Here is a 20473-nt window from a genome sequence, read left to right as displayed (position 1 = left end):
GCCTGCGAGGCCGATGTCCCGGCCGATTCAGGCACACTCTCCCACACGCTGGTCGCAGCCCGACTGATCACAGCTCAACCGGCGCCTACAACAAGCGCCAGTTGAGCTACGCTCGAATGTCTCAGAGCTTGCGCTTTTCCTGCTCGTTGCGCTGATGCTGCTCGCACGTCATGAAGCCTTTCCCTACCACACGGTCATTCACGTCGAACGCCACGTAATACGGCTGCTCTTTACCTTCACGATTAAGAACGTAGTTGTTACAGCTGCCACGGTTGCCAGTAAGCAGTACTTCAGTCGACGGGGGGCCCGCTACTTCGCCTACGCGTTGTTTCGTCATGCCGTCTTCGACCTGCTTGACGAGGGGTTGGTCTCGGTAGGTCACGTAGTCGACCGGATTCTCCACTTTGTAGGACGAGCAGCCGGTCAGCGCGGCCAAGGCAAGTGCTGAAGCAGTTATTGATTTGTACATTGAGCAGCTTCCTTTTCGAGGTATGCCTTTGTATGGATCGCGCAGGCTCCCGCAGAGTTCGACGGTCGGGCACCGCTAAAAACTACCTGCGTTGTCATCGCTGCGTTAAAAACCGCCTCAAAATGCTCATTTACCACTCGTAAACTGCGCTTTCTCGGCGGTTTTTTCCTTGCGCTGACGGCCTCGCCGACGTTTTTAGAGATGCCCGGCCGGGGGAGCGTCAGTCCGCTTCGTCCAGATCGCAAATGCTGACATCGCTGATCGCAAGGGCCGCGGCTGCGCCGGGAACGTCGAACGCTTCTTCGTTCACGGCAATGTTGTTTTTACGAGCAAGGTCCACGACGACATCTACGACCGGGACATCGAGGCTGGTGATCACGTCCGTATGAGGTTCGCCCATCATGGTGTAATGAATTTCATAGTGGCTCATCGCATTCACTCCAGCGGTTACTACGATTTTCGATAGGTGCTCGCGGCGTCCTGTTCGTCGAACCCGCCAAACGGTAGGCGCTGCAGCGCCTCCGGTTGCGATATTGGAGACGAGTGCATAGCCTCGAGCTGGACGATTCGGATCTGGAGAGTGCGCAGGTGAGAGACGGTTATTTGATTGGCAACGGCGATAGTGCGCAGGCGTTCGAAGGCGTTACGGAAGCGGGTGTTGTGGCATCGATTCGTCGATCTTTGAATCGGCTGCAGCGCCTGCCTGCCATGGCGATCGGGGTGTCGATACTCGTCCTGTCGCTGGCCGCGTGCGATGCAGAGCAGGCCACTTACGTCGACCGGGTGTGGCAGGTGAAGGCGTCTAGCGCTGTGCAGCCCGGCACGCTATACACGTTTCTCTCGGAGGGCACGCTGGTCATCGCCTCTAAGGGCAATAAGCCCGCACTGGGACGCTGGCAGCAGGATGCGAACGGACTGACCATGATCGAAGATGGTCAGCCGTATCGGATCGAAATCCTCGAGCTCGAACCTGCGCTATGGCGAATTCGCAGTCATAACCCAGGCGCGCCGGTGGACATCACATTGGTGCCGGCTCAGCCGTAGCGCTTCCAGGCCTCGATGGCCAAGCCGCTGCCGATACTGCCAAAGGTATTACCTTCCACGGCGCGTGCGTTGGGAAGCTGTTCGGCGACGGCTTTGCGCAAGGCCGGGATGCCGCTGGAACCACCCGTGAAAAAGACGGTATCGATACCGTCAGCGCTGACGCCGGCGTCCCGTAGAAGCTTCTGGATACTCAGGTTCACGCGGTTCAGCAGTGGGTCGATAGCCTCTTCGAACAATGTACGCGTGAGGTCCGCCACCAGATCACGCTCGATCCGCCCGAAGTCGATACGGCGCGACGTCGATTCGGTGAGTGCGATCTTGCTGTCTTCGATCTGGATCGCAAGCCAGTGACCAGCACGCTGCTCGATCAACGACAGCAGGCGATCGATGCCCGTTGGGTCGACGATGTCATAGCGCATGTTCTTCAGCGCCCGAATCGATGCCTGTGCATATACCGCATTGATGGTGTGCCAGGTGGCGAGATTCAGGTGGGTGCTGGTGGGCATTAACGCGTCGCTCTTCATTCGGCTGCCATAGCCGAATAACGGCATCACCCCGTTCAGCGAGAGCTGTTTATCGAAGTCCGTACCACCGATATGCACCCCGCCGGTCGCCAGTATGTCGGACTCTCGATCCGGATCGGCCCGCCGTTGTGGCGATAGGCGTACCAGCGAAAAGTCGGAGGTACCGCCGCCGATGTCGACGATCAGCACGAGCTCTTCACGCGTGATGTTCGACTCGTAATCGAAGGCGGCTGCGATCGGTTCGAATTGGAAGGACACGTCCTTGAAGCCAAGGGTGTGTGCCACGGCGCTGAGCGTGTCCTGCGCTTCCTGGTCGGCCAGCGGGTCGTCGTCCACGAAAAAGACCGGGCGCCCCAACACGACTTGATCGAATGCACGCCCGGCTTGCGCTTCGCTGCGCTGCTTCAGCTCACCAAGGAACAGTCCGAGGATCTGCTTGAAGGGCAGGGCGCTGCCGAGCACTGTCGTCTCGCTTTTCAGCAACTTGGAGCCCAGCAGGCTTTTGAGCGAACGCATGAGGCGCCCCTCGTAACCCTCAAGGTACTCGTGCAAGGCGAGACGGCCATAGGCTGGCCGGCGTTCTTCGGTGTTGAAGAACACCACGGACGGCAGCGTAGGCTTGTCGTCTTCTAGGGTGATAAGTGTTTCTCCGCCGGGCCGCAACCAGCCGACAGTGGAGTTGGAAGTGCCGAAATCGATACCGCAGGCGCGGGCCGGAGTCTGGATCATCTGCTACGGTCCGGTAGGAAAAGGGCGCGCATTGTAGGGGCTGTTGCGGCGAGTTGCGAGCTGCGCGCCAAGCACGGCATCCGTGGACCAGACCCCGCCGGGTTTAGGAATCGCCTGGGATGTTTTGCTGGATCTGACGCCGGCCTCGCCACTGGTGCCATTCGAATCCCAGTACGACGAACAGGGACAGCGCGAACGGTAAGAGCAGATAGAAACCGCGGAAAACGATGAGCGCTGCGAGCACGTCCGCGGTTCGCAGCTCAGGTAGCGCGGCGATGAAGGTCACTTCCAGTACGCCCAGACCACCTGGCGCGTGGGAAAGCAGTGCGAGCGAAAAAGATGCGAGGAATACACCCAGGATCACGAGATAGCCCGGGTTGTCCTGAGCCGGCAGAGCGAAATAAATGATGGCCGCCGCGCAGGCCAGCTCGAGCGGGCCCGCCAGCAGCTGGCGGCGCACGATCTTCAACCGTGGGTATTCCAAGCGGAACTTGCCCCAATTCCACGGTTTGAACTGCAGCCACGAGCCCAGAACGTAGAGCGCGACGAGCGCGAGCAGAAACACCCCAACCCCGATCGAAACCCAGGGGCCGATGTCCGTTCCTACACGCTGAATGAGCGAGGGCTTGGCCACCAGTACGCAACCGGCGGCGAGAATCGTGCCGAGGGCGAACGTGAATGAGCAGAAGACGATGAGTACGCCGATCTCGTGGGGAGAGATACCCTTCGTCCGGTAGGCCCGGTAGCGCACTAGAGCACCGGAGAAAACCGATGCGCCGATGTTATGGGCCAACGCGTAGGTCGTGAAGGAGCAAAGGGTGATGAACCACCACGAAATTTTCCGACCGAGGTGAGCGATTGCAATGCGGTCGTACCAGGCCAGCGCGCAATACGCGCCAAGGGTGGCCAAACCCGAACAGACCCAGCCCGTCAGAGGGATCGCGTAAAGGCTTTCCTTGAGCTCCTCAAGGGAGATATTTCGTACTTCCTTGTAGAGCAGATAGCAGGACAGAACGACCGCAAAAAGGCCGATCAACGTCCAGACTGCGTCACTGCGTTTGATCATCAAAGAAAAACCTCGAACCTGACCACAATTGCGTTCGGCGTAATTTGTAGAGGTCTGTAGTGCTGTGCTCGTGATTCAGCAGCAGACCCCAAAGCCTCGTCGTGTTTGAAGCCTACGCTGCTGGAAATCGACAGGATTTTTGCCGCCGGAAGTATCTCGGAGCCTATCGATGTCAGCAACTTGAAAGCCTCGCTTCGGCGTTACCGGTTGTTTCGTCCTGACTTCTTTTCGGGAAGAATGGTTCGATTGATTGACCCGCTATCGCGGCTCGTTCCTGCATTTAAGATGCTGGTCAGGATTGTAACGGGTTATGCGGCGATGCGTTTTTTGCATCGGTTATAAGTGGTCGTAGGTGGCGCTTTATCGCCATATTCGCAGGCTAAAATGGCCAATAACCGCCACTGACGCAAGCTCTGGTCGAGCGGCGAGCCCTGCCTCATGGCTGCCTGGCGACGGGGGCAGCGGTACGGCTTTTGCTGTAATAGTGGGCTAAAGACGAAAACAGAACTGACAGTCGTAGTGGATTACTGCCATGCATAGAGCTTCCCACCAAGAACTTCGCGACGCGTTCCGCGCGCTTTTCAATTCCGATGCGTGTTATCACACGGCATCCGTTTTTGACCCGATGTCGGCGCGTATCGCCGCAGATCTGGGTTTCGAAGTCGGTATCCTCGGCGGCTCGGTCGCCTCTCTGCAAGTGCTCGCCGCTCCGGATTTCGCGCTGATTACTTTGAGCGAATTCGTCGAGCAAGCCGTACGGATCGGGCGCGTGGCGCGCCTGCCCGTCATCGCTGATGCGGATCATGGCTACGGTAACGCGCTCAACGTGATGCGCACGGTCGTTGAACTCGAACGTGCTGGCATCGCGGCGCTGACCATTGAAGATACGTTGCTGCCGGCGCAGTTTGGTCACAAGTCGACCGATCTCATTTCGGTCGAAGAAGCCGTCGGCAAGATTCGCGCGGCAATTGAGGCGCGGACCGATCCAGATCTTGCGATCATCGCTCGCACCAACGCCGGTGTGCTCGGCGTCGACGAAGTGATTCAGCGCACGCGCGCTTACCAAGCCGCAGGTGCTGACGGTATTTGCATGGTCGGCATCGATGATTTCGAGCATCTCGAAGCCATCGCCCGGCATCTGAGCGTCCCGCTGATGCTGGTGACGTATGGCAATCCGAAATTGCGTGATAACGCACGTCTGGCCAAGCTGGGCGTACGCATTGTGGTCAACGGACATGCTGCGTACTTCGCCGCGATCAAGGCGACCTATGATTGCCTGCGCGAGCAACGCGAAGTCGATGCGTCGGACCTTAGCGCGTCCGAGCTGTCAAAGAAGTACACCCACCCGGACGAGTATCGGATTTGGGCCCGCGAATACATGGACGTGAAAGAGTAAGCAACGCGGCCGCGCCCGGGGGCTTGTCCAGAACTCAGGCGCGGAGGGCGCGACATGGCAACTGGTTGGGCGCATGACGGTGCGGTACAGGACCAGATCGACAGCACGGTGGATGACGCCGTCCAGCGTGCGCGTAGCCAGATCAGGCGAGGCGAGAGCCTGAAATTCTGCGAGGAGTGTGACAGCGAGATACCGGAGGCGCGCCGAAAGGCGGTCCCAGGTGTGCGCTTGTGCATCAGATGTCAGGTCGAGTACGACAAGACGCATTCCGCCGCTGGCGGCTATAACCGCCGCGGCAGTAAAGACAGTCAGTTGAGATGAGCACCCGTCGGCGCTGGCCGACGACGTGCGTCTGACAAAGGTCGGATCAGGCGCTACGCGCCAGTGCGGCTTCAATGGCGTTGACCAGTCGGGCGTCGTCCGGTGTCACATCGGGCGCGAAGCGCTCGATCACTTCCCCCTCGCGGCTAACCAGAAATTTTTCGAAATTCCACTGCACCTCCGGAACGGGATTGGCTTCTATGCCGTAGCCCTTGAGTTTTTCGCGCATGGGGCCTTCGCCGGTGGCATTCGGTTTGGCAGCCGTGAGCGCTGCAAACAGCGGATGCTTGTCTTCGCCGACCACGGACACTTTCGAAAACAGCGGGAATGTCACTTCATACGTGGTGCTGCAAAACGTTTTGATCTCTTCATCGCTCCCAGGCTCCTGTTCCTTGAAGTCATTCGCGGGAAAGCCGAGGACTTCGAGGCCTGCGTCTTTGCGCTGCTCGTAGAGCGATTGCAGCGCCTCGTATTGCTTGGTAAGCCCGCATTTCGATGCAACGTTGACGATCAATAGCACCTTGCCCTGATAGTGGGACAGTGACGTCGCCGCGCCGTCGATGGTGGTTACCGGTATCTCATGTAGCGTGGTCATAGGGTTCTCCTGGTCGATGTGGGGCGGCTCTGCGTCGGCTCGACGCTTGTACCTCTTTGCGCCTAGTATGGCGCTGCTTTGCGCTGCACTCGCGGCGTGTTCATGTGCCTTTTTAAAGGAAGTACGATGTCCGTATTCAATCGTCAAACCCTGTTCGCTCTCATGGCCGCTGCGGCGATGCTGGTCGCTGGCGAGCGTTCTGCGCTTGCGCAGGCTGCCGCTGGTGATTTCGATGCGGCTCAACAGGACGCGATCGGCAAGATTGCCGCACAGTACCTGATCGATCACCCGGAGGTCCTGGTTCAGGTCAGCCAGGCGTTGCAACAGAAGCAACAACAGCAACAAACCGAGCAGATGCTGCAGGGCGCCATCAAGTCGGCGTCCGAACTGACCAGTGATGCTGCCACGCCTGCCACAGGCCCTAAGAACGCCAAAGTCGCCGTCGTACAGTTCTTCGACTACCAATGCATCTACTGTTTCAAGATGTCCAGCGCCGTCGAGCAATTGATGGAGAAGAACGAGAACGTTCGCTTCGTCTTCAAGGAATTCCCCATCTTCGGCTCCCGCTGGCCTGCCTCCACGCTAGCCGCTGAAGCCGGCCTGCAAGTGTTCAAGAGCAAGGGTGCCGATGCCTACGTGAAGTACCACAACGGTCTTTACGCGACGGGCAAGAACGAAGGCAAGCTGACCGGGACCGATATCGAACAGGTAGCCAAGACTGCGGGCGTCTCGCTGGATGACGTGAAAAAGAACGCTGACGCACTGGATACACAACTGCAAAAACACATGACACTCGGCTCGAACGTCGGTGTTTCGGGGACGCCCACCTTTATCGTATTGCCGATCAAAGGTGCCAATGCCGACAACGTAACTGTTGTGCCTGGTGCTGCCGATCTCGCGACGCTGCAGCAGGCGATCGACAAAGCCAGCAAATGATTCGCGATTGAAAAAGCCCCGATGTGCGCAAGCGCATCGGGGCTTTTTTGTGCCGAATTGCCGCTGATCAGGGCTCGGCAATGTCCCAATCACCGTCCGCTTTACCGTCGCCAGTACGGTCCCCAGCTTTGGCATCCTTGGCATAGGTGTAAAGCGGATCGCCGTCGTAGGCCCACTGCATCGAGCCGTCGTTGCGGGTGATGATCGTCCACTCACCCATCGGCTTCGCGCCGTGCTCGGCTTTTAGCGGAGGCCAGTTTTCCGCGCATTTGTCGTTGCACATCGACTTGCCGTCGTCGTCCTTGTCGTAGGTGTACAGCGTCATACCCTTATGGTCGACGAGGATGCCGTCTTTTTCCATGCCGGGTGCGCCTGCGTGGTCTTGAGCGAACGCGGTTCCGGCAGTAGCGAGCAGCGCGCCCGCGAGCAAGTAATGAAGTTTCATAAGAGTCCTTGTTGTTCACGTTGTATAAAAACTTGCATTGCTCATTTTCGGACTTCGACGGGGAGAGAGACGTTCCACGCTCTCTCCATTGCCACTAAGCATTGAACCCTTCCATGCGATCGATAGCCGTATAGAGAACAGTGGCCTATCTTTTCGTAGAGCGCCTCTTGGTGGGCGTCCAAACTGCTTGAATGGCCTAGGGATATTGGGTTGAATGCCCCATTGGATGAGCGCAGGACAGGATGATCTTCATGAGGCGATGCGGCATCGTATGCGCGGTAATGGCGGGATTTTGGGCCGCTCAGGCTGGTGCGGCGTCAGGTGGGGTTCTGCCTGAGTGGGTGCGTTTCAGCGACGGTGCTAAGCGTTATACCGAAGAGAGCGCCCACTCGGCGGCGGGCAACGAGCACTTCATTTCGTTAGACATCGATGTCAGCTATCCCAATTACAAGATCATCCAGCGTGTCCAGCGTGAGGGGAACTACGCCGAGGTAGCACGGCGGGATGGTTACGGCGCTGGACAAATCGAAGGGCCAGCTGTCGAAAAACGCATCCTTCAGGCCTTTCATGGCTTCCTCTCCATTGACGACGAGTACGAACTCGGCGAACTCGAGTATCAGGAAGACGCCACTTTCCCACGCGGAAACTTCCGTATCGTCAGCGAGACGGTCGTCGCGTCAGCTCCGGGCGGACAACTCCGAGTCGAGCGTGACTGTCAGTTCGTCGAAACGGTGAAGGCGGAGACCCTGGTTTCCCGGCTCCCTGGCGACATCCACCAATATCGCTGCGATTCCAACATCGCAGGCACCACCACTCCGCCACCAGTCCTCCACTTTTTCTTTTCGGACTATCTCGACATGGTCATCAACCGTTACTACGACCATGAGCAGAAGGACGAACTTACCAACATGGAGAACAACCGCGAGCTGACCTTCATCGACAGCGAAGGGCAGAAACACGTTGCGCGGTACAGCAATTTCCCCATCTAAATTAAGCGTGACCCGCTCCTATCAAAAAAGTATCTCGTTGATTTTTAGGGGAAAAACTGAAGCGGTATAGATAGCCCATGTGGGAGCGAGCCGGGCTGCGATTAGCCATGCTCGCGATTGGCATGTGCACAACTTCATCGCGGGCATGGCCCGCTCCCACAAGGTCTGCACTCACTGCCATGTCCCTGTCTGCTGCGCGACAGCGCGGCGCCTCCTATAGTAAGAAGACGTATTTCGTCGTAGGCGGAAGGCGACGTTAATCCATGTGGGTAAGTTGCTTGTAATAAAGGGCAGTTGCGCAGTAGTGGCCTTTTGGATCAGCCGCATAGTCCGGGATTTCGCCTACCCGTTGGTATGCAAGCCGTTGATAGAGGCGCTCGGCATCCGAGTGAGCGAGGGTATCGAGATACAGTAACCGCCGACCGATTCCGCGTGCATGGCGTTCAACGGCTTGCATCAGGGCGGTTGCAATGCCGAGACGCCGAGCGCGGGAGTGGACGAGGAGCTTTTGCACTTCCGCTCGGTTCAGGCCGTTGGCTTTTGTTATCAGCGACAGTTGGACCGAGCCAACGAGCGCTTCTTCGCGCTCGGCGGCCCAAACCACAAGGTCACCCCGGGAAAGTCGTTCGCCTACCTCGTTCAGGTAGCGAGCCAACTCTTCGTCCGTCACATTCGCCAAGAAGCCAATTGAAGCTCCCGCCGCAACGCTGTCGCGTAGCAGCGAGGTCATGGCGTCACGTGAGATATCGAACGCGCGAGCGTCTAGCTGGCGTATGCGCATCAAGCGCGCGGCTCGAGGTTGAGCTGCATGAATGTTAAGTCTAGCCAACGTCCGAACTTCGTTCCGACCTCGCGCAGCTGTCCCACATGCAGGAAGCCCAGCTGCTGATGAAGATGAATCGAACCGCGATTGGCGCTTTCGATAGCACCCACCATTACATGCTTGCCATCCTGGCGCGCGAGGTCGATCAAGGTTTCCATCAGCGCGCGGCCGATTCCGCTGCCGCGCTGTCCTTCGCGAACGTATACCGAGTGCTCGACCGTATGCCGGAAACCATCGTGCGGGCGCCATGGCCCATAGGTCGCGTAACCGAGCACGCTGTCGTTATCGTCGGTGGCGACCAGCACGGGAAAGCCGTTCGCACGCCGCTCGGCAAACCACGCTTTACGGTTTTCAAGATCGACCGACGTGTCATTCCATATCGCGGTGCTGTTTTCCACAGCTTCGTTATAAATCTCGCGGATGCCTTTCAGATCGGCTTCCAGTGCGTCGCGAATGTGCATGTGTGATTCCGTCAGGCATTGGATCGAGGAAGAAACGGGAGCTATTGCTACCTGTTTCCATGAAAGTACACCGTTCATCAATAGTAAGCGGGAGGAACGGTAAAGTTCGACGTTCAGACAGCGCCGCTGCGTTCGAAACTGATAGCATGACCGCCGTCCGTTTCAGTGGCAACGCCCTAAAATCTGGACGCAAAGGTGCAGTCTCGCGGTAGGCGAATGCTTCTGGTCCACCTCAGATTTGCCCGTTTCGAGACCCTTCATGTTGGACGATCAAGACTCCACTCAATCCCCGGAGCGTCTGGCCGCACTGTATCGCTATCAGATACTGGACACGCCGCGCGAGCCCGCTTTCGATCAACTGGTGGAGCTCGCCGCCAGTATTTGTGAAGCCCCTATTTCGGTGATCAATCTTATCGAGGGGCATCGCCAGTGGTTCAAGGCTGAGGTCGGGTTGGGGATCCGCGAAACGCCGCTCGACATCTCGATTTGCCGCCACGTGTTGCTGCAGCCGGGTATCACGGTCATTGAGGATATGCGAGACGACCAGCGTCTCTGTTTTAACCCTTTGGTCAACAAAGACTCAGGGCTGCGTTTTTATGCAGGTTGCCTACTGGAAGATCCGAATGGTCAAGGCATAGGCACGCTATGCGTACTCGATCGCCGCCCTCGGGAGCTATCAGGTAGCCAGCGCAAGGCGCTAAAGACGCTCGCTGACCAAGTGCTCGCACAGATGGAGCTGCGGCTTGCGATCTCGCAGAAGAATGAATTGCTGGCGCAGAAGGATTTGCTGCTCCAGGAAGTCAATCACCGTACGAAGAACAATCTGCAACTGATCAGCTCTTTGATCCAGTTGCAGGCGCGGCGACTTACCAATCCGATCGCCAAAAAAGCGCTTATGGACACCCAAGCACGTATTTCGAGCATTGCCTTGATGCACGAGAAGCTTTATCAAGCGTCAGATACCGAGTCGGTGGACCTTAGTGTCTTCCTCGACTCGCTCATCGACGGCTTGAGGGATACGGTGTCCGCCAAAGTGCGCTTCGAGGTCGATACCGTTCCCGTTTACGTTTCACTGGACAAAGCGATACCGCTATCGCTGATCGTCAATGAGTTGATTACCAACGCCTTGAAGTACGCGTATCCAGGTGCAGGTGCAGGGACGGTATGGCTTTCGCTCGCCGAGCGCGATCAGCGCTTCGAGTTGCGTGTCTGGGATGAGGGTGTGGGGCTACCGCAGGGCTTCGATATCCATACCTCACGCTCGTTGGGTATGAAGCTGATTACCTCGCTGGCAAAACAGATCGGTTCCGAAGCCGAGTTGAAGGCGTTGAGCCCTGGCGTGGAGTGCCGGCTGCGATTCACTCGTTAAGGAGCGGTCGGCAAGTGCGTGTATCCATGCTTAATTCGAATGCCTCCGACGAATGACGGTTTCCGGCACTTGCCTGACCTGTTCAGCCTGATATCGATCAGCCATGATGCGCGCTTTCGATCTCCCCCATTTCTGACGCCTCTCCATGCTAAAGCGTATTCAAGTCACCGACCTCCAGCTCGGTATGTACGTCCAGGAGTTTTGCGGTTCCTGGATGGATCATCCTTTCTGGAAAGCCAAGTTTGTCGTCGATCAGCCGAAAGATCTGCAACGCATTCGCGAGTGTGGCATCACCGAGCTTTGGATCGATACCGAGAAGGGTAGGGATGTCGGGTGTGGCGAAAGCAGCGAAGCAGTCACTGCATCCACTAATGCGCTGTTGGCCGATGTGGCGCCCGTTGTTTCCTCTGCACCCGAGCCGCTACAAGTCGATTTTGAGGATGAGGCGCGTCGATCGCTCGCACTTTGCCGGCGCGCCAAGGGTGCCGTCATGAGCATGTTCAGTGACGCCCGAATGGGTAAGGCAGTCGATACCGAACAAGCCCTGGCGTTGGTCGAGGACATTTCCCAATCGGTGATGCGTAATCAAAGTGCGCTCATCAGCCTGGCACGTCTAAAAACGAGCGACGAGTACACCTACATGCACTCGGTGGCCGTTTGTGCGTTGATGATCGCGCTTGCCCGGCAGATGGGGTTGAACGCCGATCAGGTCCGCGAAGCGGGAATGGCGGGCCTGCTGCACGACCTCGGCAAGATGGTCATCCCCCTCAGCATTTTGAACAAACCAGGCAAGCTCACTGACGCAGAGTTCGCTGTCGTGCGCGGACACCCAGAGGCAGGCGCCCGCTTGTTGCAACAAGGTAGTGGTTTGATGGCGACCGTTATCGATGTTTGCCTTCATCACCACGAGAAAGTGGACGGCAGTGGGTATCCACACCGTCTCCAGGGCGACGCGATCAGTTTATTCGCCCGGATGGGCGCGGTGTGCGACGTGTACGACGCTGTTACCTCGAACCGCGCCTACAACCGTGGCTGGAATCCGGCCGAGGCCATTCGCAAGATGGCTGAGTGGAAGGGGCATTTCGATACCCAGGTGTTCAAGGCCTTCGTCAAAAGCGTAGGCATTTATCCGGTGGGCTCGCTGGTGCGTCTGGAAAGTGGCCGACTGGGCGTGGTGCTGGAGCAGAATGAGAAGTCGTTGTTGATGCCGCGGGTCCGGGTTTTTCTATCGGCGCGCTCGAAAGTGCCCATCCCCCAGCAGGTCGTCGATCTCGCGAAACCCATGGTCAATGACAAGATCGTTGGCGTTGAGTCTGCCGAGGCATGGGGCTTGAAGAACGTGGACGAAATCTGGTCTGGGATGCCGATGGGACAGGGATCGTTGTTCGGTTGATGAGTGATCGCCGCCCGGTCGCGCCTACAGGAGTGCCGCTGTTCGGAGGAATTGCGCAATGGATACATTCGCAGGTGGCTGCCTTTGTGGCAGCGTTCGCTTACTCGCATCGGGCCAGCCGTACCGTGTCGGCCTATGTCATTGCCTCGATTGCCGTAAACACCACGGCGCCCTTTTTTACGCCGCAGCCGTATTTCCCCTGGATGCCGTGGCGGTCGAGGGCGAAACACATCACTTTGCCGGGCGGCATTTTTGCCCGCGTTGCGGCTCGTCCGTATTCGCACGTACGGCGGATGAAATAGAAGTGAATCTCGGTTCCCTCGATGCGCCAGATCAGCTGATGCCAACCTACGAAAGCTGGGTCATTCGGCGCGAGGCCTGGCTCCCGTCATTCCCACTCAAAAGGCAATATGCGCGGGATCGCGATGCGTCGGGGTGTTTCGAAGAGTGAACGTCCGAGGCTTACGTACTTGATTCCGGATCGGTCGCGCAGCCTCTTTTGGCGAACGCCGGACTGACCCCGGCGATCTTGTCCACTGGCTCTAGGCGCGGGGTATTGAGCATTGCCTAATGGCGGAGTCGTGCCGGGAGTCAGCGAACATGTTGGTGTGTCTTGCATTCTTCGCGGGGCTCGTGCGGGGTTACAGCGGTTTCGGGTTTGCCATGCTGTTGTCGCTCGGCCTGCTGCTGCGGTATTCGCCTGCAGAAGCCGTACCCGTGGCCTTGATGCTAGACGTCGCAGCGAGCTTCAGCCTGTGGCCGTCCGCAATCAAGGCGTTTCATCGCCCGATCGGGATGCGCTTGATCGGCGGAATGTTGCTGGCGATTCCTCTGGGAACGGCCATGCTCAGCCACGTGCCTGCGCTCTGGATGACGCCGCTGGTGGGGTTGTTCTGCCTGATTGGCGGGGTACTTGTTTTGTGGCGGCCCGTGGTCTCCGCAGGCCCTGCTTCCAGCCATATGGCCTTGCCAGCAGGCGTGCTCGCGGGTTTGGCGATGTCGTTGGCGTCTTCGGGAGGGCCGCCGCTGATCCTGTACCTGCTACGAAGCGGCCTTGACCCCATTCGGCTTCGCGCCGTGGCCGTCGTCTTCTTCGCCGTTACCAGCACGGTATCGCTGTTGGGCTTCTGGTTGTTCGACGCATTGCATCATAGCCATGCATCGCTGGCCCTGACGCTGTTGCTGCCCGCATTGCTTGGGAATCTGGCCGGTCAATGGCTGTATCGGCGATGGCCTCCCGTTTCATTGCGCTGGGCGGTCGGTGGGCTGCTCGTCGTCATGTCCTCCATCGTCCTGTGTTCAGGGCTGTGGAAGCTTTATTGGTATGGCGGGTAAATCAGCAAGGTAGGGTGAATTAGCCGCCCCAAGGCGCAGCCCACCGCTCACCTCATCGCAGAGACTTCGCGGTAAACAGTGGAAGCCCTGCGTGTCTGAAACCTCACAGGTCCGGCGCGCTTTGGTAGGAGCGGCGGGGCGGCCATCCGCCTTGGCCGCGAAAGCGATCGCGAACATGGCTCGCTCATACAGAACAAACACTAGCGACTAGGCCCAGCAATGCCGGGGTGGATCAGCCACGCCGTGGCGTGATCCACCGTCCGCCGAATACCGCGGCTTATTTGTCGCGATCGACCGCGAACGGTGACCACGCCTGGCGGGAAGGCATGATCTCGAGGCGGTTGATGTTGATGTGGTCCGGCAGCGTGGCGACGTAATAGATCTGCTCGGCAATGTCTTCCGCCGTCAGGGGCGTCGTGCCCTGATAGAGCTTGTCGGAAGCAGCCTGGTCGCCGCGCGTGCGCACGAGGGTGAATTCGGTCTCGGCCATGCCGGGGGCGATGTCGGTGACGCGCACGCCAGTGGCGATCAGATCGCAACGCAGGTTGAAGCTGAACTGCTTCACGAACGCCTTGCTCGCGCCGTACACGTGGCCGCCTGGATAAGGCCACTCGCCTGCGACGGAGCCGAGGTTGACGATGCTCGCGCCTTTACCGGTCTCGAGCAGTTTTGGCAGTACGGCATGGGTGACGTTGACCAGGCCGGTAATGTTGGTGTCGATCATCGTGTGCCAGTCGGTGAGGTCGACGTTCTGCGAGGGTTGGGGCGCCAGGGCCAAGCCGGCATTGTTGATCAGCGCCTTGATTTGGGCGAACTCAGCGGGGAGGTCGGCTACTGCCTTCTTCACGGCTTCTGCGTCCCGTACGTCCAGCGTCGCGATATGGACAGGAACCTTGGCGCCCAGCTCGGCCTTGAGCTCTTCCAGACGCTCGCTGCGACGGCCTGTCAGCACCAGCGACCAGCCCGCTTCGGCGAAGCGCCGCGCAGTGGCACGGCCGAAACCGGAGGTAGCACCCGTGATGAAAACGACATTGCTCATGATTGACCTCGTTCTGGGGGAGTTTGGACCGGCGCACATCGGCACCGGCTCGAAATCTGGCCTTTTATAGCGTGTTGCGGCTTAAAAAGGGGCATGCATTTTTGTAGTGGCTGGCCGGCGGTGATCTTCTGTTGAAGAGCATCGCCAGCAAGCTAGCTCCTACAGGACCCCTGATAACATTTGACGATAGGGGTATCCGGCATATCCCTGGATGCGACCTAGTAGAAACCGCTCTCTTTATATGGGGAAGCTTCTCAGGCCGAAAGCTCCAGAAACCGGCGCACCCGCTCGGTCTCGGGCCTGGTGAAGAACTTTTCCGGCGCCGCTTTCTCGATGATCAGCCCCTTTTCCAGGAACACCACCTGGTCGGACACCGCACGGGCGAATTCCATTTCATGGGTGACCACGATCATGGTGTAGCCCTCGGCGGACAGGTTTTTCATCACCTGCAGCACTTCGCCTACCCGTTCCGGATCCAGTGCCGACGTCGGCTCGTCGAACAGAATCACTTCAGGGCTCATCGCCAGCGCGCGTGCGATCGCCACGCGTTGCTTCTGGCCGCCGGACAACGTGAAGGGGTAGGCATCGGCTTTTTCCGCCATGCCGACCTTCTCCAACAGGGCGCTGGCAACGGCGTGCGCCTCGTCTTTGTGCATGCCTTTGACCTGGATCGGTGACTCCATCACGTTTTGCAGCACGGTCAGGTGCGGCCACAGGTTGAAGCTCTGGAACACCATCCCCGTCCGTGCACGAATGGCGGCGAGCTCCCGATTGTTCATCTTGCGTCCCTTGTCGTCGACACCGATACGGGTACCAGCAATGCGAATGGTGCCCCTGTCCGGCTCTTCCAACCAGTTGATACAACGCAACATGGTGGACTTGCCGGAGCCAGAGGAACCCAGCACGCTGACGACCTCGCCCTTGTACACGGTCAGGTCCACATCACGCAGGACTTCGATACCGCCAAAACTCTTGGACAACCGATGAATCTGCACTGCCGGTGCGTCAGACATGTTCGAACCCTCGCTTGGCACCGAACCGGCCCGCCCACTTCAGGGCAAGCTCCAGCGCGATGCTGATGATCCAGTAGAAGAAGATGACCACCACGAAGGCTTCGGTCGGAATGAAATAGGTCGCCTGGACCGAATTCGCCGCGGCGGTGAGTTCCTGCACGGTGATGATGGTGAGGAACGCCGTGTCTTTGAGTGCGTAGATCAACTGGTTGCCCAGCAACGGGCGCGTCTTGATCACCAGTTGCGGCAGCAGAATGCGGTAGAACAGCCGGAAGGGGCGAAACCCGTGTGCTTTCGCCGCCTCGATTTGACCCGCCGGCAACACGATGCGGGCGCCGCGGAGGATCTCGGCGATATAGGCCGCGTGGTAGATCGTCAGCGCGATGAGGCCCGCAGTCCAGGCGCTCATGCGCAAACCGAGTTGCGGCAGACCGTAGTACAGGAGGTAGGCGAGAATCAGGAACGGCAACATGCGCATCAGGTTGATCACCCAGCGCAGCACGATCGACAGACGCGTACGCTCCTCCAGCAGGAACAGCATTCCGCAACCCAGAACGAACGCCGCCACGAACGACAGCACGAACAACACCAGCGTGTTCCATATACCCGCGAAAAACAGGTCGCGGGCCTCCCAGATAATGCTCCATTCGCTCATTCGTCTCGGACTCCCAATGGATCACATTGCCAGGCGATTGGCTTTTTTCTCGGCGATCGCCTGCAGTTTGAGCAGGGCGCCGATGATCAACATGTACAGCACCGCGGCCGCGAGGATCGGTGGTAGCGGCTCGTAGGTCACGGCGGTGATCCGGTTGGTGACGCGGGTCAGTTCGACCACACCGATGACGGCGATGGCCGGGCTGCTCTTGATCAGAAACGACATCTCATTGACCAGCCCCGGCAAGCTGCTGGTGAACATCTGCGGCAGCATGATGCGGCGAAAGAACGTGCCATTGGTCATGCCACAGGCCATGGCCGCTTCCTTTTGCTCGCGGGAAAAACTGAGAAATGCCGAACGCCAGACTTCTGCGTTGAACGCTGCGGTGTTCAACGTCAGGGCGAGTATCGCTGCGGTATTGCGGTCCATGGCGATCCCGAAGGTGGGGGTTGCCAGGAAGAGAAAAAGCGACAGCGTGACCAGGGGAGTGGCACGTGCAAGGCTCACGTAGAGCACGAGAATTTGGTCGATGAATGGGATGCGCGCCATGCGCACCATTGCGATGACCAGGCCAATGACCACGCCGAGCGCAATGGCGATTCCGGAGATCCAGACAGTGGTCCAGGCACCCTCCAACAACAACATCCAGGCCTGTCCGTTCATGGTGTCTCCTGTTTCGTGAACAAGCCCTCGGCGAATGCCGAGGGCGGGTGGATCACTTCATGCCGGCCAGTTCGTGGAATTGTTCGACGCTGCTGATGGGCGTCTTCGGCATCGCGGGGAACGCCTCGCCGAACCATTTGGTTTGCAGCTCGGCCAAGCGACCGTTGTCGCGAACGTGGTTCATGAAGCCGGTGAGGAACTCCAGCAGCTCCGGACTTTTCTTCGGCACCGGCCAGGCGGCGAAGCCGTCGCCGGAAACTGCGAAGCCTTTGGCGAAGGTATCGCCACGGGTTTTCACCAGGTCATTGATGGAAATGAGCGCGTTAATCACATAGTCGAGACGACCGTTGGCGAGATCTGCGTAGGCTTCCGGATAGGACTGGTACTCGACCACGTCGCCGGTTGCACAGCCTTCTTTTTCCAGCATGGCCTTGAGTTCGGGCAGACGTGCAAGCAGGGCGCTGCCGGCCTGCAAGCCGACGGTCTTACCGCACAGGCTCTTCATCTCGTCGGTAATGCTGCTGTCGTCCTTGCGCTTGGCGAAGAAGTGCTGGGCCGAGGCGAACGGCGGGGCGAAGTTGAACACGCGCAGGCGGTCATCCGTCACCAGGGCACCCGTGAAGGCCATGTCGTACTGGCCGGAAGAGACCGCTGCGAGCAAACCTGTCCACGGCAGGATTTCCTGCTTCACATCGAAGCCTTGTTCCTTGGCATAGGTTTTCAGGTCTTCGAGCAGCTCCTTGTGAAAGCCCTCAGGTTTGCCGTCGACGATGTAATTGAACGGCGCGTAATCATCTTCGGTGGCGACCGTCATCGTGCCCTTGCTCTTGATGTCGGACAGGTCGGCGTACGCCGTCAGTGACGCCGATAACAGGCACCCGGCCAGGGCAATCTTACGTACCAGCCCCCGCGACTTCGCGGCCATCGAATCCTTGCTCGAATACATCATGTGGGTGCTCCAGTCGTCGACAGTGTTCGGTTGGCCGTGCTCGCAGTCGACCACGGCTTCGTTTTCAACATAGAGAGCGGCCGGATCGCAGCGATAGGTGCAGTTCCTTGCAAAGGGCTGGCCAGTCGACGAACCGAGCGCGGCTGAGCGTCCGTGGCGTGCTAATTGCTACCGCAGGAGAGAGCAGGAGGGCGTGCCATGATCGACCATTTCATCCATCTCGATTTCGACCGGCAGCGTGGCTTGCAGGAGCAACTGCGCGAGTCGTTGGTCTCCACGATCCTGAGCGGTGGCTTTCCCGCCAACGAGCCGCTGCCGTCCTGCCGCAGGCTGTCGCAGCAACTCTCCATCTCGCGCAATACGGTGGCACTGGTTTACGAGAGCTTGTTGGATAACGGTTACCTGGTCAGTCGCCCTCGAAGCGGCTACTTCCTGCACCCGGATTATGCGATGGCTTCCGATCCGGTCTTGCGCATTACGCCGCTGTCGAAGACGGAAAATACGGCGGACAGTTCGATCGATCCTGCACCAAACTGGGGCGCGCGTTTGCGTATGCATCCTGGCTTGAAGCACGGCGTTCTACGGCCGACCAATTGGGCCAGCTTTACCTATCCTTTCGTTTACGGGCAGCCGATCCGAGACCTGTTTCCCCTCGAGCGGTGGCGCGAAGTTTCACGCAACAGTCTGCGCAGCGAGCGCGACCAGTGCTGGATGCGTGACCGCTTCGATCGCGATGACGAAATGCTGATCGAGCAGTTGCGTACGCGCGTGTTGCCCAAGCGCGGTATTTGGGCGCGGGCGGATGAAATCCTCGTCACCCTGGGGTCGCAGAACGCGTTGTATTTGCTGGCGACTTTGCTCATGGCCAAGGGCGTGAAGGTCGGCATGGAAAACCCCGGCTTTCGCGACGCGTTGAGTCTTTTCGAGTTGCAGGGCGCTGATGTGCAGCTGCAGGACGTGGATGAAGAAGGATTGGTCATCGACGCGCGGCTGAACGATTGCAGCTACCTGTACGTGACGCCAGGCCATCAGGTACCGACCGGGATCGCGATGAGCAGCGAGCGACGCGGTGCGCTACTCCGGCAGATTCGCACGCATGATCAAGTCGTCATCGAGGATGACTACGACGCGGAGTTCAACATCGACAACGGCGCGTTGCCGGCGCTCAAGGCCAGTGACAGCAATGGGCGCGTCATTTATTTCAGCAGCTTATCCAAGGCGTTTTCACCGGGTTTGCGTATCGGTTATCTCGTGGCCGATGCGGAGCTCATCGACGAGCTCCGCGCATTGCGGCGGCTCATGTACCGACATCCCCCGTTGAACAATCAACGCATGCTCGCGGAGTTTCTTTCTCAAGGGCATTACGATGCCCATCTTCGGCGCTTCCGTGAGGAACACCGGCGCCGGCGCGACGCCATGCAGCAAGCGTTGAGCGAGGCGCTCGGCAGTTGCCGCCAGATGGGCAGCTCAGGGGCGAGCGCCTTCTGGCTAGCGGCACCTGCGGGTGTCGACACGCAACGCCTGGCCTGGGCCGCAGCGCAACGCAGCGTGCTGATCGAATCGGGGGCGCAATTCTTCTTCGACGACGCTCCGCCGTCGAACTTCATGCGGTTGGGATTCCACGCCATCGACCTAGAGCGCATCCGGCCAGGCATAAGAGCCTTGGCGGAGGTGATGGAAGGGGTGTGACTCGGTGGGAATGGTCTTTCCTTGTGAGCGCAGGCGACTGAAGTCGCCCCTACAGGTACGGTAGCGCTCCCTTGTAGGGGCGACTTTAGTCGCCTGCGGTTTAAAGCCAAACCGCATCCCACCAAGGGTAATTGCCAATCCGCTTCACTTATCCTGCCCTAAGCGGGTTGGCAACGATGTACCGAGCGATGTCCGCGATATCCTCATCGTGACGCAGTGCGTGATCGTGGAAGCCCCGCTGCCAAAGCGTTTCAGTCAGGTACGTTCGCTCACGTATTTGGCGGGCGCTGGCGCCTTTTAAACGCTGAACGACTGTCGACACCGAAACGCTATTGCCCAACTCAAACAACCAGTGAAGGTGATCCGGCATCACCACCCATGCCAATGACTTAACCAAGTGTTCGTTATGTAACGCACGCATTTGCTGGATCAATAGCCGGGCACACGTCGCGTCTTGGAAAACCGCTCTGCGATCCGCCGTACACGTGGTGATGTGATAAACCCGGGCGCGTTCTGAATGCCGGCCCAATCGCAATCGATCTCTTGGCATGATCCTTTTGCCTTAACGAA

At 58.7% G+C, this 20473-nt stretch carries 24 protein-coding genes; 10 read left to right on the top strand and 14 right to left on the bottom strand.

What is annotated here, in order from left to right; genetic code table 11:
• Positions 1-121: 121 nt before the first annotated feature.
• Together osmE and IEY47_RS14125 are read right to left on the bottom strand one after the other, a co-directional pair.
• Positions 122-469: an osmotically-inducible lipoprotein OsmE gene (osmE, locus tag IEY47_RS14130; RefSeq protein ID WP_188983899.1), complete on the bottom strand. Its 348-nt coding sequence runs from the start codon at positions 467-469 to the stop codon at positions 122-124.
• Positions 470-689: 220 nt separating this feature from the next.
• The gene (locus IEY47_RS14125; protein ID WP_188983898.1) at positions 690-899 is read right to left on the bottom strand and encodes a hypothetical protein; all 210 of its coding nucleotides are present in this window, start codon (positions 897-899) and stop codon (positions 690-692) included.
• Positions 900-1012: 113 nt separating this feature from the next.
• Between IEY47_RS14125 and IEY47_RS14120 the strand changes: the two genes are divergently transcribed.
• Complete coding sequence (locus tag IEY47_RS14120; protein WP_188983897.1) at positions 1013-1513, top strand: hypothetical protein; 501 nt, start codon at positions 1013-1015, stop codon at positions 1511-1513.
• Here the strand turns inward: IEY47_RS14120 and IEY47_RS14115 are convergent.
• Together IEY47_RS14115 and IEY47_RS14110 are read right to left on the bottom strand one after the other, a co-directional pair.
• Positions 1504-2766, bottom strand: coding sequence for an Hsp70 family protein (locus IEY47_RS14115; RefSeq protein ID WP_188983896.1), 1263 nt, complete (start codon positions 2764-2766; stop codon positions 1504-1506). The two genes, IEY47_RS14120 and IEY47_RS14115, sit on opposite strands and share 10 nt — an antisense overlap.
• A gap of 103 nt (positions 2767-2869) precedes the next feature.
• Positions 2870-3832, bottom strand: coding sequence for a lysylphosphatidylglycerol synthase transmembrane domain-containing protein (locus IEY47_RS14110; protein WP_188983895.1), 963 nt, complete (start codon positions 3830-3832; stop codon positions 2870-2872).
• Between the two features lie 532 nt (positions 3833-4364).
• Between IEY47_RS14110 and IEY47_RS14105 the strand changes: the two genes are divergently transcribed.
• Positions 4365-5228: an oxaloacetate decarboxylase gene (locus IEY47_RS14105; RefSeq protein WP_188983894.1), complete on the top strand. Its 864-nt coding sequence runs from the start codon at positions 4365-4367 to the stop codon at positions 5226-5228.
• Positions 5229-5282: 54 nt separating this feature from the next.
• Positions 5283-5549, top strand: coding sequence for a DksA/TraR family C4-type zinc finger protein (locus tag IEY47_RS14100; protein ID WP_188983893.1), 267 nt, complete (start codon positions 5283-5285; stop codon positions 5547-5549).
• A 46-nt stretch (positions 5550-5595) separates the two neighbouring features.
• Here IEY47_RS14100 and IEY47_RS14095 read toward each other — a convergent pair whose 3' ends face one another.
• Positions 5596-6144, bottom strand: coding sequence for a glutathione peroxidase (locus IEY47_RS14095; protein WP_188983892.1), 549 nt, complete (start codon positions 6142-6144; stop codon positions 5596-5598).
• 126 nt (positions 6145-6270) lie between these two features.
• On the opposite strand from IEY47_RS14095, the gene IEY47_RS14090 reads away from it, so the two are divergent.
• Positions 6271-7080 carry a DsbA family protein gene (locus IEY47_RS14090; RefSeq protein ID WP_188983891.1) on the top strand — a complete coding sequence of 270 codons (810 nt, stop codon included), beginning with the start codon at positions 6271-6273 and terminating at the stop codon, positions 7078-7080.
• 67 nt (positions 7081-7147) lie between these two features.
• Here IEY47_RS14090 and IEY47_RS14085 read toward each other — a convergent pair whose 3' ends face one another.
• Positions 7148-7525, bottom strand: coding sequence for a COG4315 family predicted lipoprotein (locus tag IEY47_RS14085; RefSeq protein ID WP_188983890.1), 378 nt, complete (start codon positions 7523-7525; stop codon positions 7148-7150).
• A 251-nt stretch (positions 7526-7776) separates the two neighbouring features.
• Between IEY47_RS14085 and IEY47_RS14080 the strand changes: the two genes are divergently transcribed.
• Positions 7777-8514: a hypothetical protein gene (locus IEY47_RS14080; protein ID WP_188983889.1), complete on the top strand. Its 738-nt coding sequence runs from the start codon at positions 7777-7779 to the stop codon at positions 8512-8514.
• Positions 8515-8770: 256 nt separating this feature from the next.
• Here IEY47_RS14080 and IEY47_RS14075 read toward each other — a convergent pair whose 3' ends face one another.
• Both IEY47_RS14075 and IEY47_RS14070 read right to left on the bottom strand, forming a co-directional pair.
• Positions 8771-9244, bottom strand: a complete 474-nt coding sequence (locus tag IEY47_RS14075; protein ID WP_229779439.1) for a GNAT family N-acetyltransferase — start codon at positions 9242-9244, stop codon at positions 8771-8773.
• Between the two features lie 50 nt (positions 9245-9294).
• Complete coding sequence (locus IEY47_RS14070; protein WP_188983887.1) at positions 9295-9798, bottom strand: GNAT family N-acetyltransferase; 504 nt, start codon at positions 9796-9798, stop codon at positions 9295-9297.
• Positions 9799-10057: 259 nt separating this feature from the next.
• Between IEY47_RS14070 and IEY47_RS14065 the strand changes: the two genes are divergently transcribed.
• The 4 genes from IEY47_RS14065 (at position 10058) to IEY47_RS14050 (ending at position 13895) form a co-directional block, all read left to right on the top strand.
• Positions 10058-11167, top strand: a complete 1110-nt coding sequence (locus tag IEY47_RS14065; protein ID WP_188983886.1) for a sensor histidine kinase — start codon at positions 10058-10060, stop codon at positions 11165-11167.
• A gap of 145 nt (positions 11168-11312) precedes the next feature.
• Entirely contained in the window at positions 11313-12560 is a 1248-nt protein-coding gene (locus IEY47_RS14060) for a cyclic di-GMP phosphodiesterase (protein WP_188983885.1), read from the top strand.
• Positions 12561-12618: 58 nt separating this feature from the next.
• Entirely contained in the window at positions 12619-13011 is a 393-nt protein-coding gene (locus IEY47_RS14055; protein ID WP_188983884.1) for a GFA family protein, read from the top strand.
• A 149-nt stretch (positions 13012-13160) separates the two neighbouring features.
• Positions 13161-13895 (top strand): sulfite exporter TauE/SafE family protein, encoded by a 735-nt coding sequence (locus IEY47_RS14050; RefSeq protein ID WP_188983883.1) that lies wholly within the window; start codon positions 13161-13163, stop codon positions 13893-13895.
• Between the two features lie 277 nt (positions 13896-14172).
• Here IEY47_RS14050 and IEY47_RS14045 read toward each other — a convergent pair whose 3' ends face one another.
• The 5 genes from IEY47_RS14045 to IEY47_RS14025 all read right to left on the bottom strand — a co-directional run bounded on the left by IEY47_RS14045 (position 14173) and on the right by IEY47_RS14025 (position 18214).
• Positions 14173-14934, bottom strand: a complete 762-nt coding sequence (locus tag IEY47_RS14045; RefSeq protein ID WP_188983882.1) for an SDR family oxidoreductase — start codon at positions 14932-14934, stop codon at positions 14173-14175.
• 254 nt (positions 14935-15188) lie between these two features.
• Complete coding sequence (locus tag IEY47_RS14040) at positions 15189-15947, bottom strand: amino acid ABC transporter ATP-binding protein (protein WP_188983881.1); 759 nt, start codon at positions 15945-15947, stop codon at positions 15189-15191.
• Positions 15940-16602 carry an amino acid ABC transporter permease gene (locus IEY47_RS14035; RefSeq protein ID WP_188983880.1) on the bottom strand — a complete coding sequence of 221 codons (663 nt, stop codon included), beginning with the start codon at positions 16600-16602 and terminating at the stop codon, positions 15940-15942. Before IEY47_RS14035 ends, IEY47_RS14040 begins: the two co-directional genes overlap by 8 nt.
• 21 nt (positions 16603-16623) lie before the next feature.
• The gene (locus IEY47_RS14030) at positions 16624-17265 is read right to left on the bottom strand and encodes an amino acid ABC transporter permease (protein ID WP_188983879.1); all 642 of its coding nucleotides are present in this window, start codon (positions 17263-17265) and stop codon (positions 16624-16626) included.
• 52 nt (positions 17266-17317) lie between these two features.
• The gene (locus IEY47_RS14025; RefSeq protein ID WP_188983878.1) at positions 17318-18214 is read right to left on the bottom strand and encodes a transporter substrate-binding domain-containing protein; all 897 of its coding nucleotides are present in this window, start codon (positions 18212-18214) and stop codon (positions 17318-17320) included.
• A gap of 198 nt (positions 18215-18412) precedes the next feature.
• On the opposite strand from IEY47_RS14025, the gene pdxR reads away from it, so the two are divergent.
• Positions 18413-19903 carry a MocR-like pyridoxine biosynthesis transcription factor PdxR gene (pdxR, locus tag IEY47_RS14020; protein WP_188983877.1) on the top strand — a complete coding sequence of 497 codons (1491 nt, stop codon included), beginning with the start codon at positions 18413-18415 and terminating at the stop codon, positions 19901-19903.
• Between the two features lie 148 nt (positions 19904-20051).
• On the opposite strand, the gene IEY47_RS14015 is transcribed toward pdxR, so the two are convergent.
• Positions 20052-20453, bottom strand: a complete 402-nt coding sequence (locus tag IEY47_RS14015; protein ID WP_188983876.1) for an REP-associated tyrosine transposase — start codon at positions 20451-20453, stop codon at positions 20052-20054.
• Between the last annotated feature and the right edge of the window lie 20 nt (positions 20454-20473).

Source organism: Pseudomonas matsuisoli (genome assembly GCF_014647635.1).
In the GTDB taxonomy this organism is placed as follows: Bacteria; Pseudomonadota; Gammaproteobacteria; order Pseudomonadales; family Pseudomonadaceae; genus Pseudomonas_P; species Pseudomonas_P matsuisoli.
This window is presented reverse-complemented; position numbering and strand designations above follow the sequence as displayed.

Coding starts and splice junctions, on each gene's coding strand:
- osmE (WP_188983899.1), bottom strand. CDS start 469: ATGTACAAATCAATAACTGCTTCAGCACTTGCCTTGGCCGCGCTGACC.
- IEY47_RS14125 (WP_188983898.1), bottom strand. CDS start 899: ATGAGCCACTATGAAATTCATTACACCATGATGGGCGAACCTCATACG.
- IEY47_RS14115 (WP_188983896.1), bottom strand. CDS start 2,766: ATGATCCAGACTCCGGCCCGCGCCTGCGGTATCGATTTCGGCACTTCC.
- IEY47_RS14110 (WP_188983895.1), bottom strand. CDS start 3,832: ATGATCAAACGCAGTGACGCAGTCTGGACGTTGATCGGCCTTTTTGCG.
- IEY47_RS14105 (WP_188983894.1), top strand. CDS start 4,365: ATGCATAGAGCTTCCCACCAAGAACTTCGCGACGCGTTCCGCGCGCTT.
- IEY47_RS14100 (WP_188983893.1), top strand. CDS start 5,283: ATGGCAACTGGTTGGGCGCATGACGGTGCGGTACAGGACCAGATCGAC.
- IEY47_RS14095 (WP_188983892.1), bottom strand. CDS start 6,144: ATGACCACGCTACATGAGATACCGGTAACCACCATCGACGGCGCGGCG.
- IEY47_RS14090 (WP_188983891.1), top strand. CDS start 6,271: ATGTCCGTATTCAATCGTCAAACCCTGTTCGCTCTCATGGCCGCTGCG.
- IEY47_RS14085 (WP_188983890.1), bottom strand. CDS start 7,525: ATGAAACTTCATTACTTGCTCGCGGGCGCGCTGCTCGCTACTGCCGGA.
- IEY47_RS14080 (WP_188983889.1), top strand. CDS start 7,777: ATGAGGCGATGCGGCATCGTATGCGCGGTAATGGCGGGATTTTGGGCC.
- IEY47_RS14075 (WP_229779439.1), bottom strand. CDS start 9,244: ATGACCTCGCTGCTACGCGACAGCGTTGCGGCGGGAGCTTCAATTGGC.
- IEY47_RS14070 (WP_188983887.1), bottom strand. CDS start 9,798: ATGCACATTCGCGACGCACTGGAAGCCGATCTGAAAGGCATCCGCGAG.
- IEY47_RS14065 (WP_188983886.1), top strand. CDS start 10,058: ATGTTGGACGATCAAGACTCCACTCAATCCCCGGAGCGTCTGGCCGCA.
- IEY47_RS14060 (WP_188983885.1), top strand. CDS start 11,313: ATGCTAAAGCGTATTCAAGTCACCGACCTCCAGCTCGGTATGTACGTC.
- IEY47_RS14055 (WP_188983884.1), top strand. CDS start 12,619: ATGGATACATTCGCAGGTGGCTGCCTTTGTGGCAGCGTTCGCTTACTC.
- IEY47_RS14050 (WP_188983883.1), top strand. CDS start 13,161: ATGTTGGTGTGTCTTGCATTCTTCGCGGGGCTCGTGCGGGGTTACAGC.
- IEY47_RS14045 (WP_188983882.1), bottom strand. CDS start 14,934: ATGAGCAATGTCGTTTTCATCACGGGTGCTACCTCCGGTTTCGGCCGT.
- IEY47_RS14040 (WP_188983881.1), bottom strand. CDS start 15,947: ATGTCTGACGCACCGGCAGTGCAGATTCATCGGTTGTCCAAGAGTTTT.
- IEY47_RS14035 (WP_188983880.1), bottom strand. CDS start 16,602: ATGAGCGAATGGAGCATTATCTGGGAGGCCCGCGACCTGTTTTTCGCG.
- IEY47_RS14030 (WP_188983879.1), bottom strand. CDS start 17,265: ATGAACGGACAGGCCTGGATGTTGTTGTTGGAGGGTGCCTGGACCACT.
- IEY47_RS14025 (WP_188983878.1), bottom strand. CDS start 18,214: ATGATGTATTCGAGCAAGGATTCGATGGCCGCGAAGTCGCGGGGGCTG.
- pdxR (WP_188983877.1), top strand. CDS start 18,413: ATGATCGACCATTTCATCCATCTCGATTTCGACCGGCAGCGTGGCTTG.
- IEY47_RS14015 (WP_188983876.1), bottom strand. CDS start 20,453: ATGCCAAGAGATCGATTGCGATTGGGCCGGCATTCAGAACGCGCCCGG.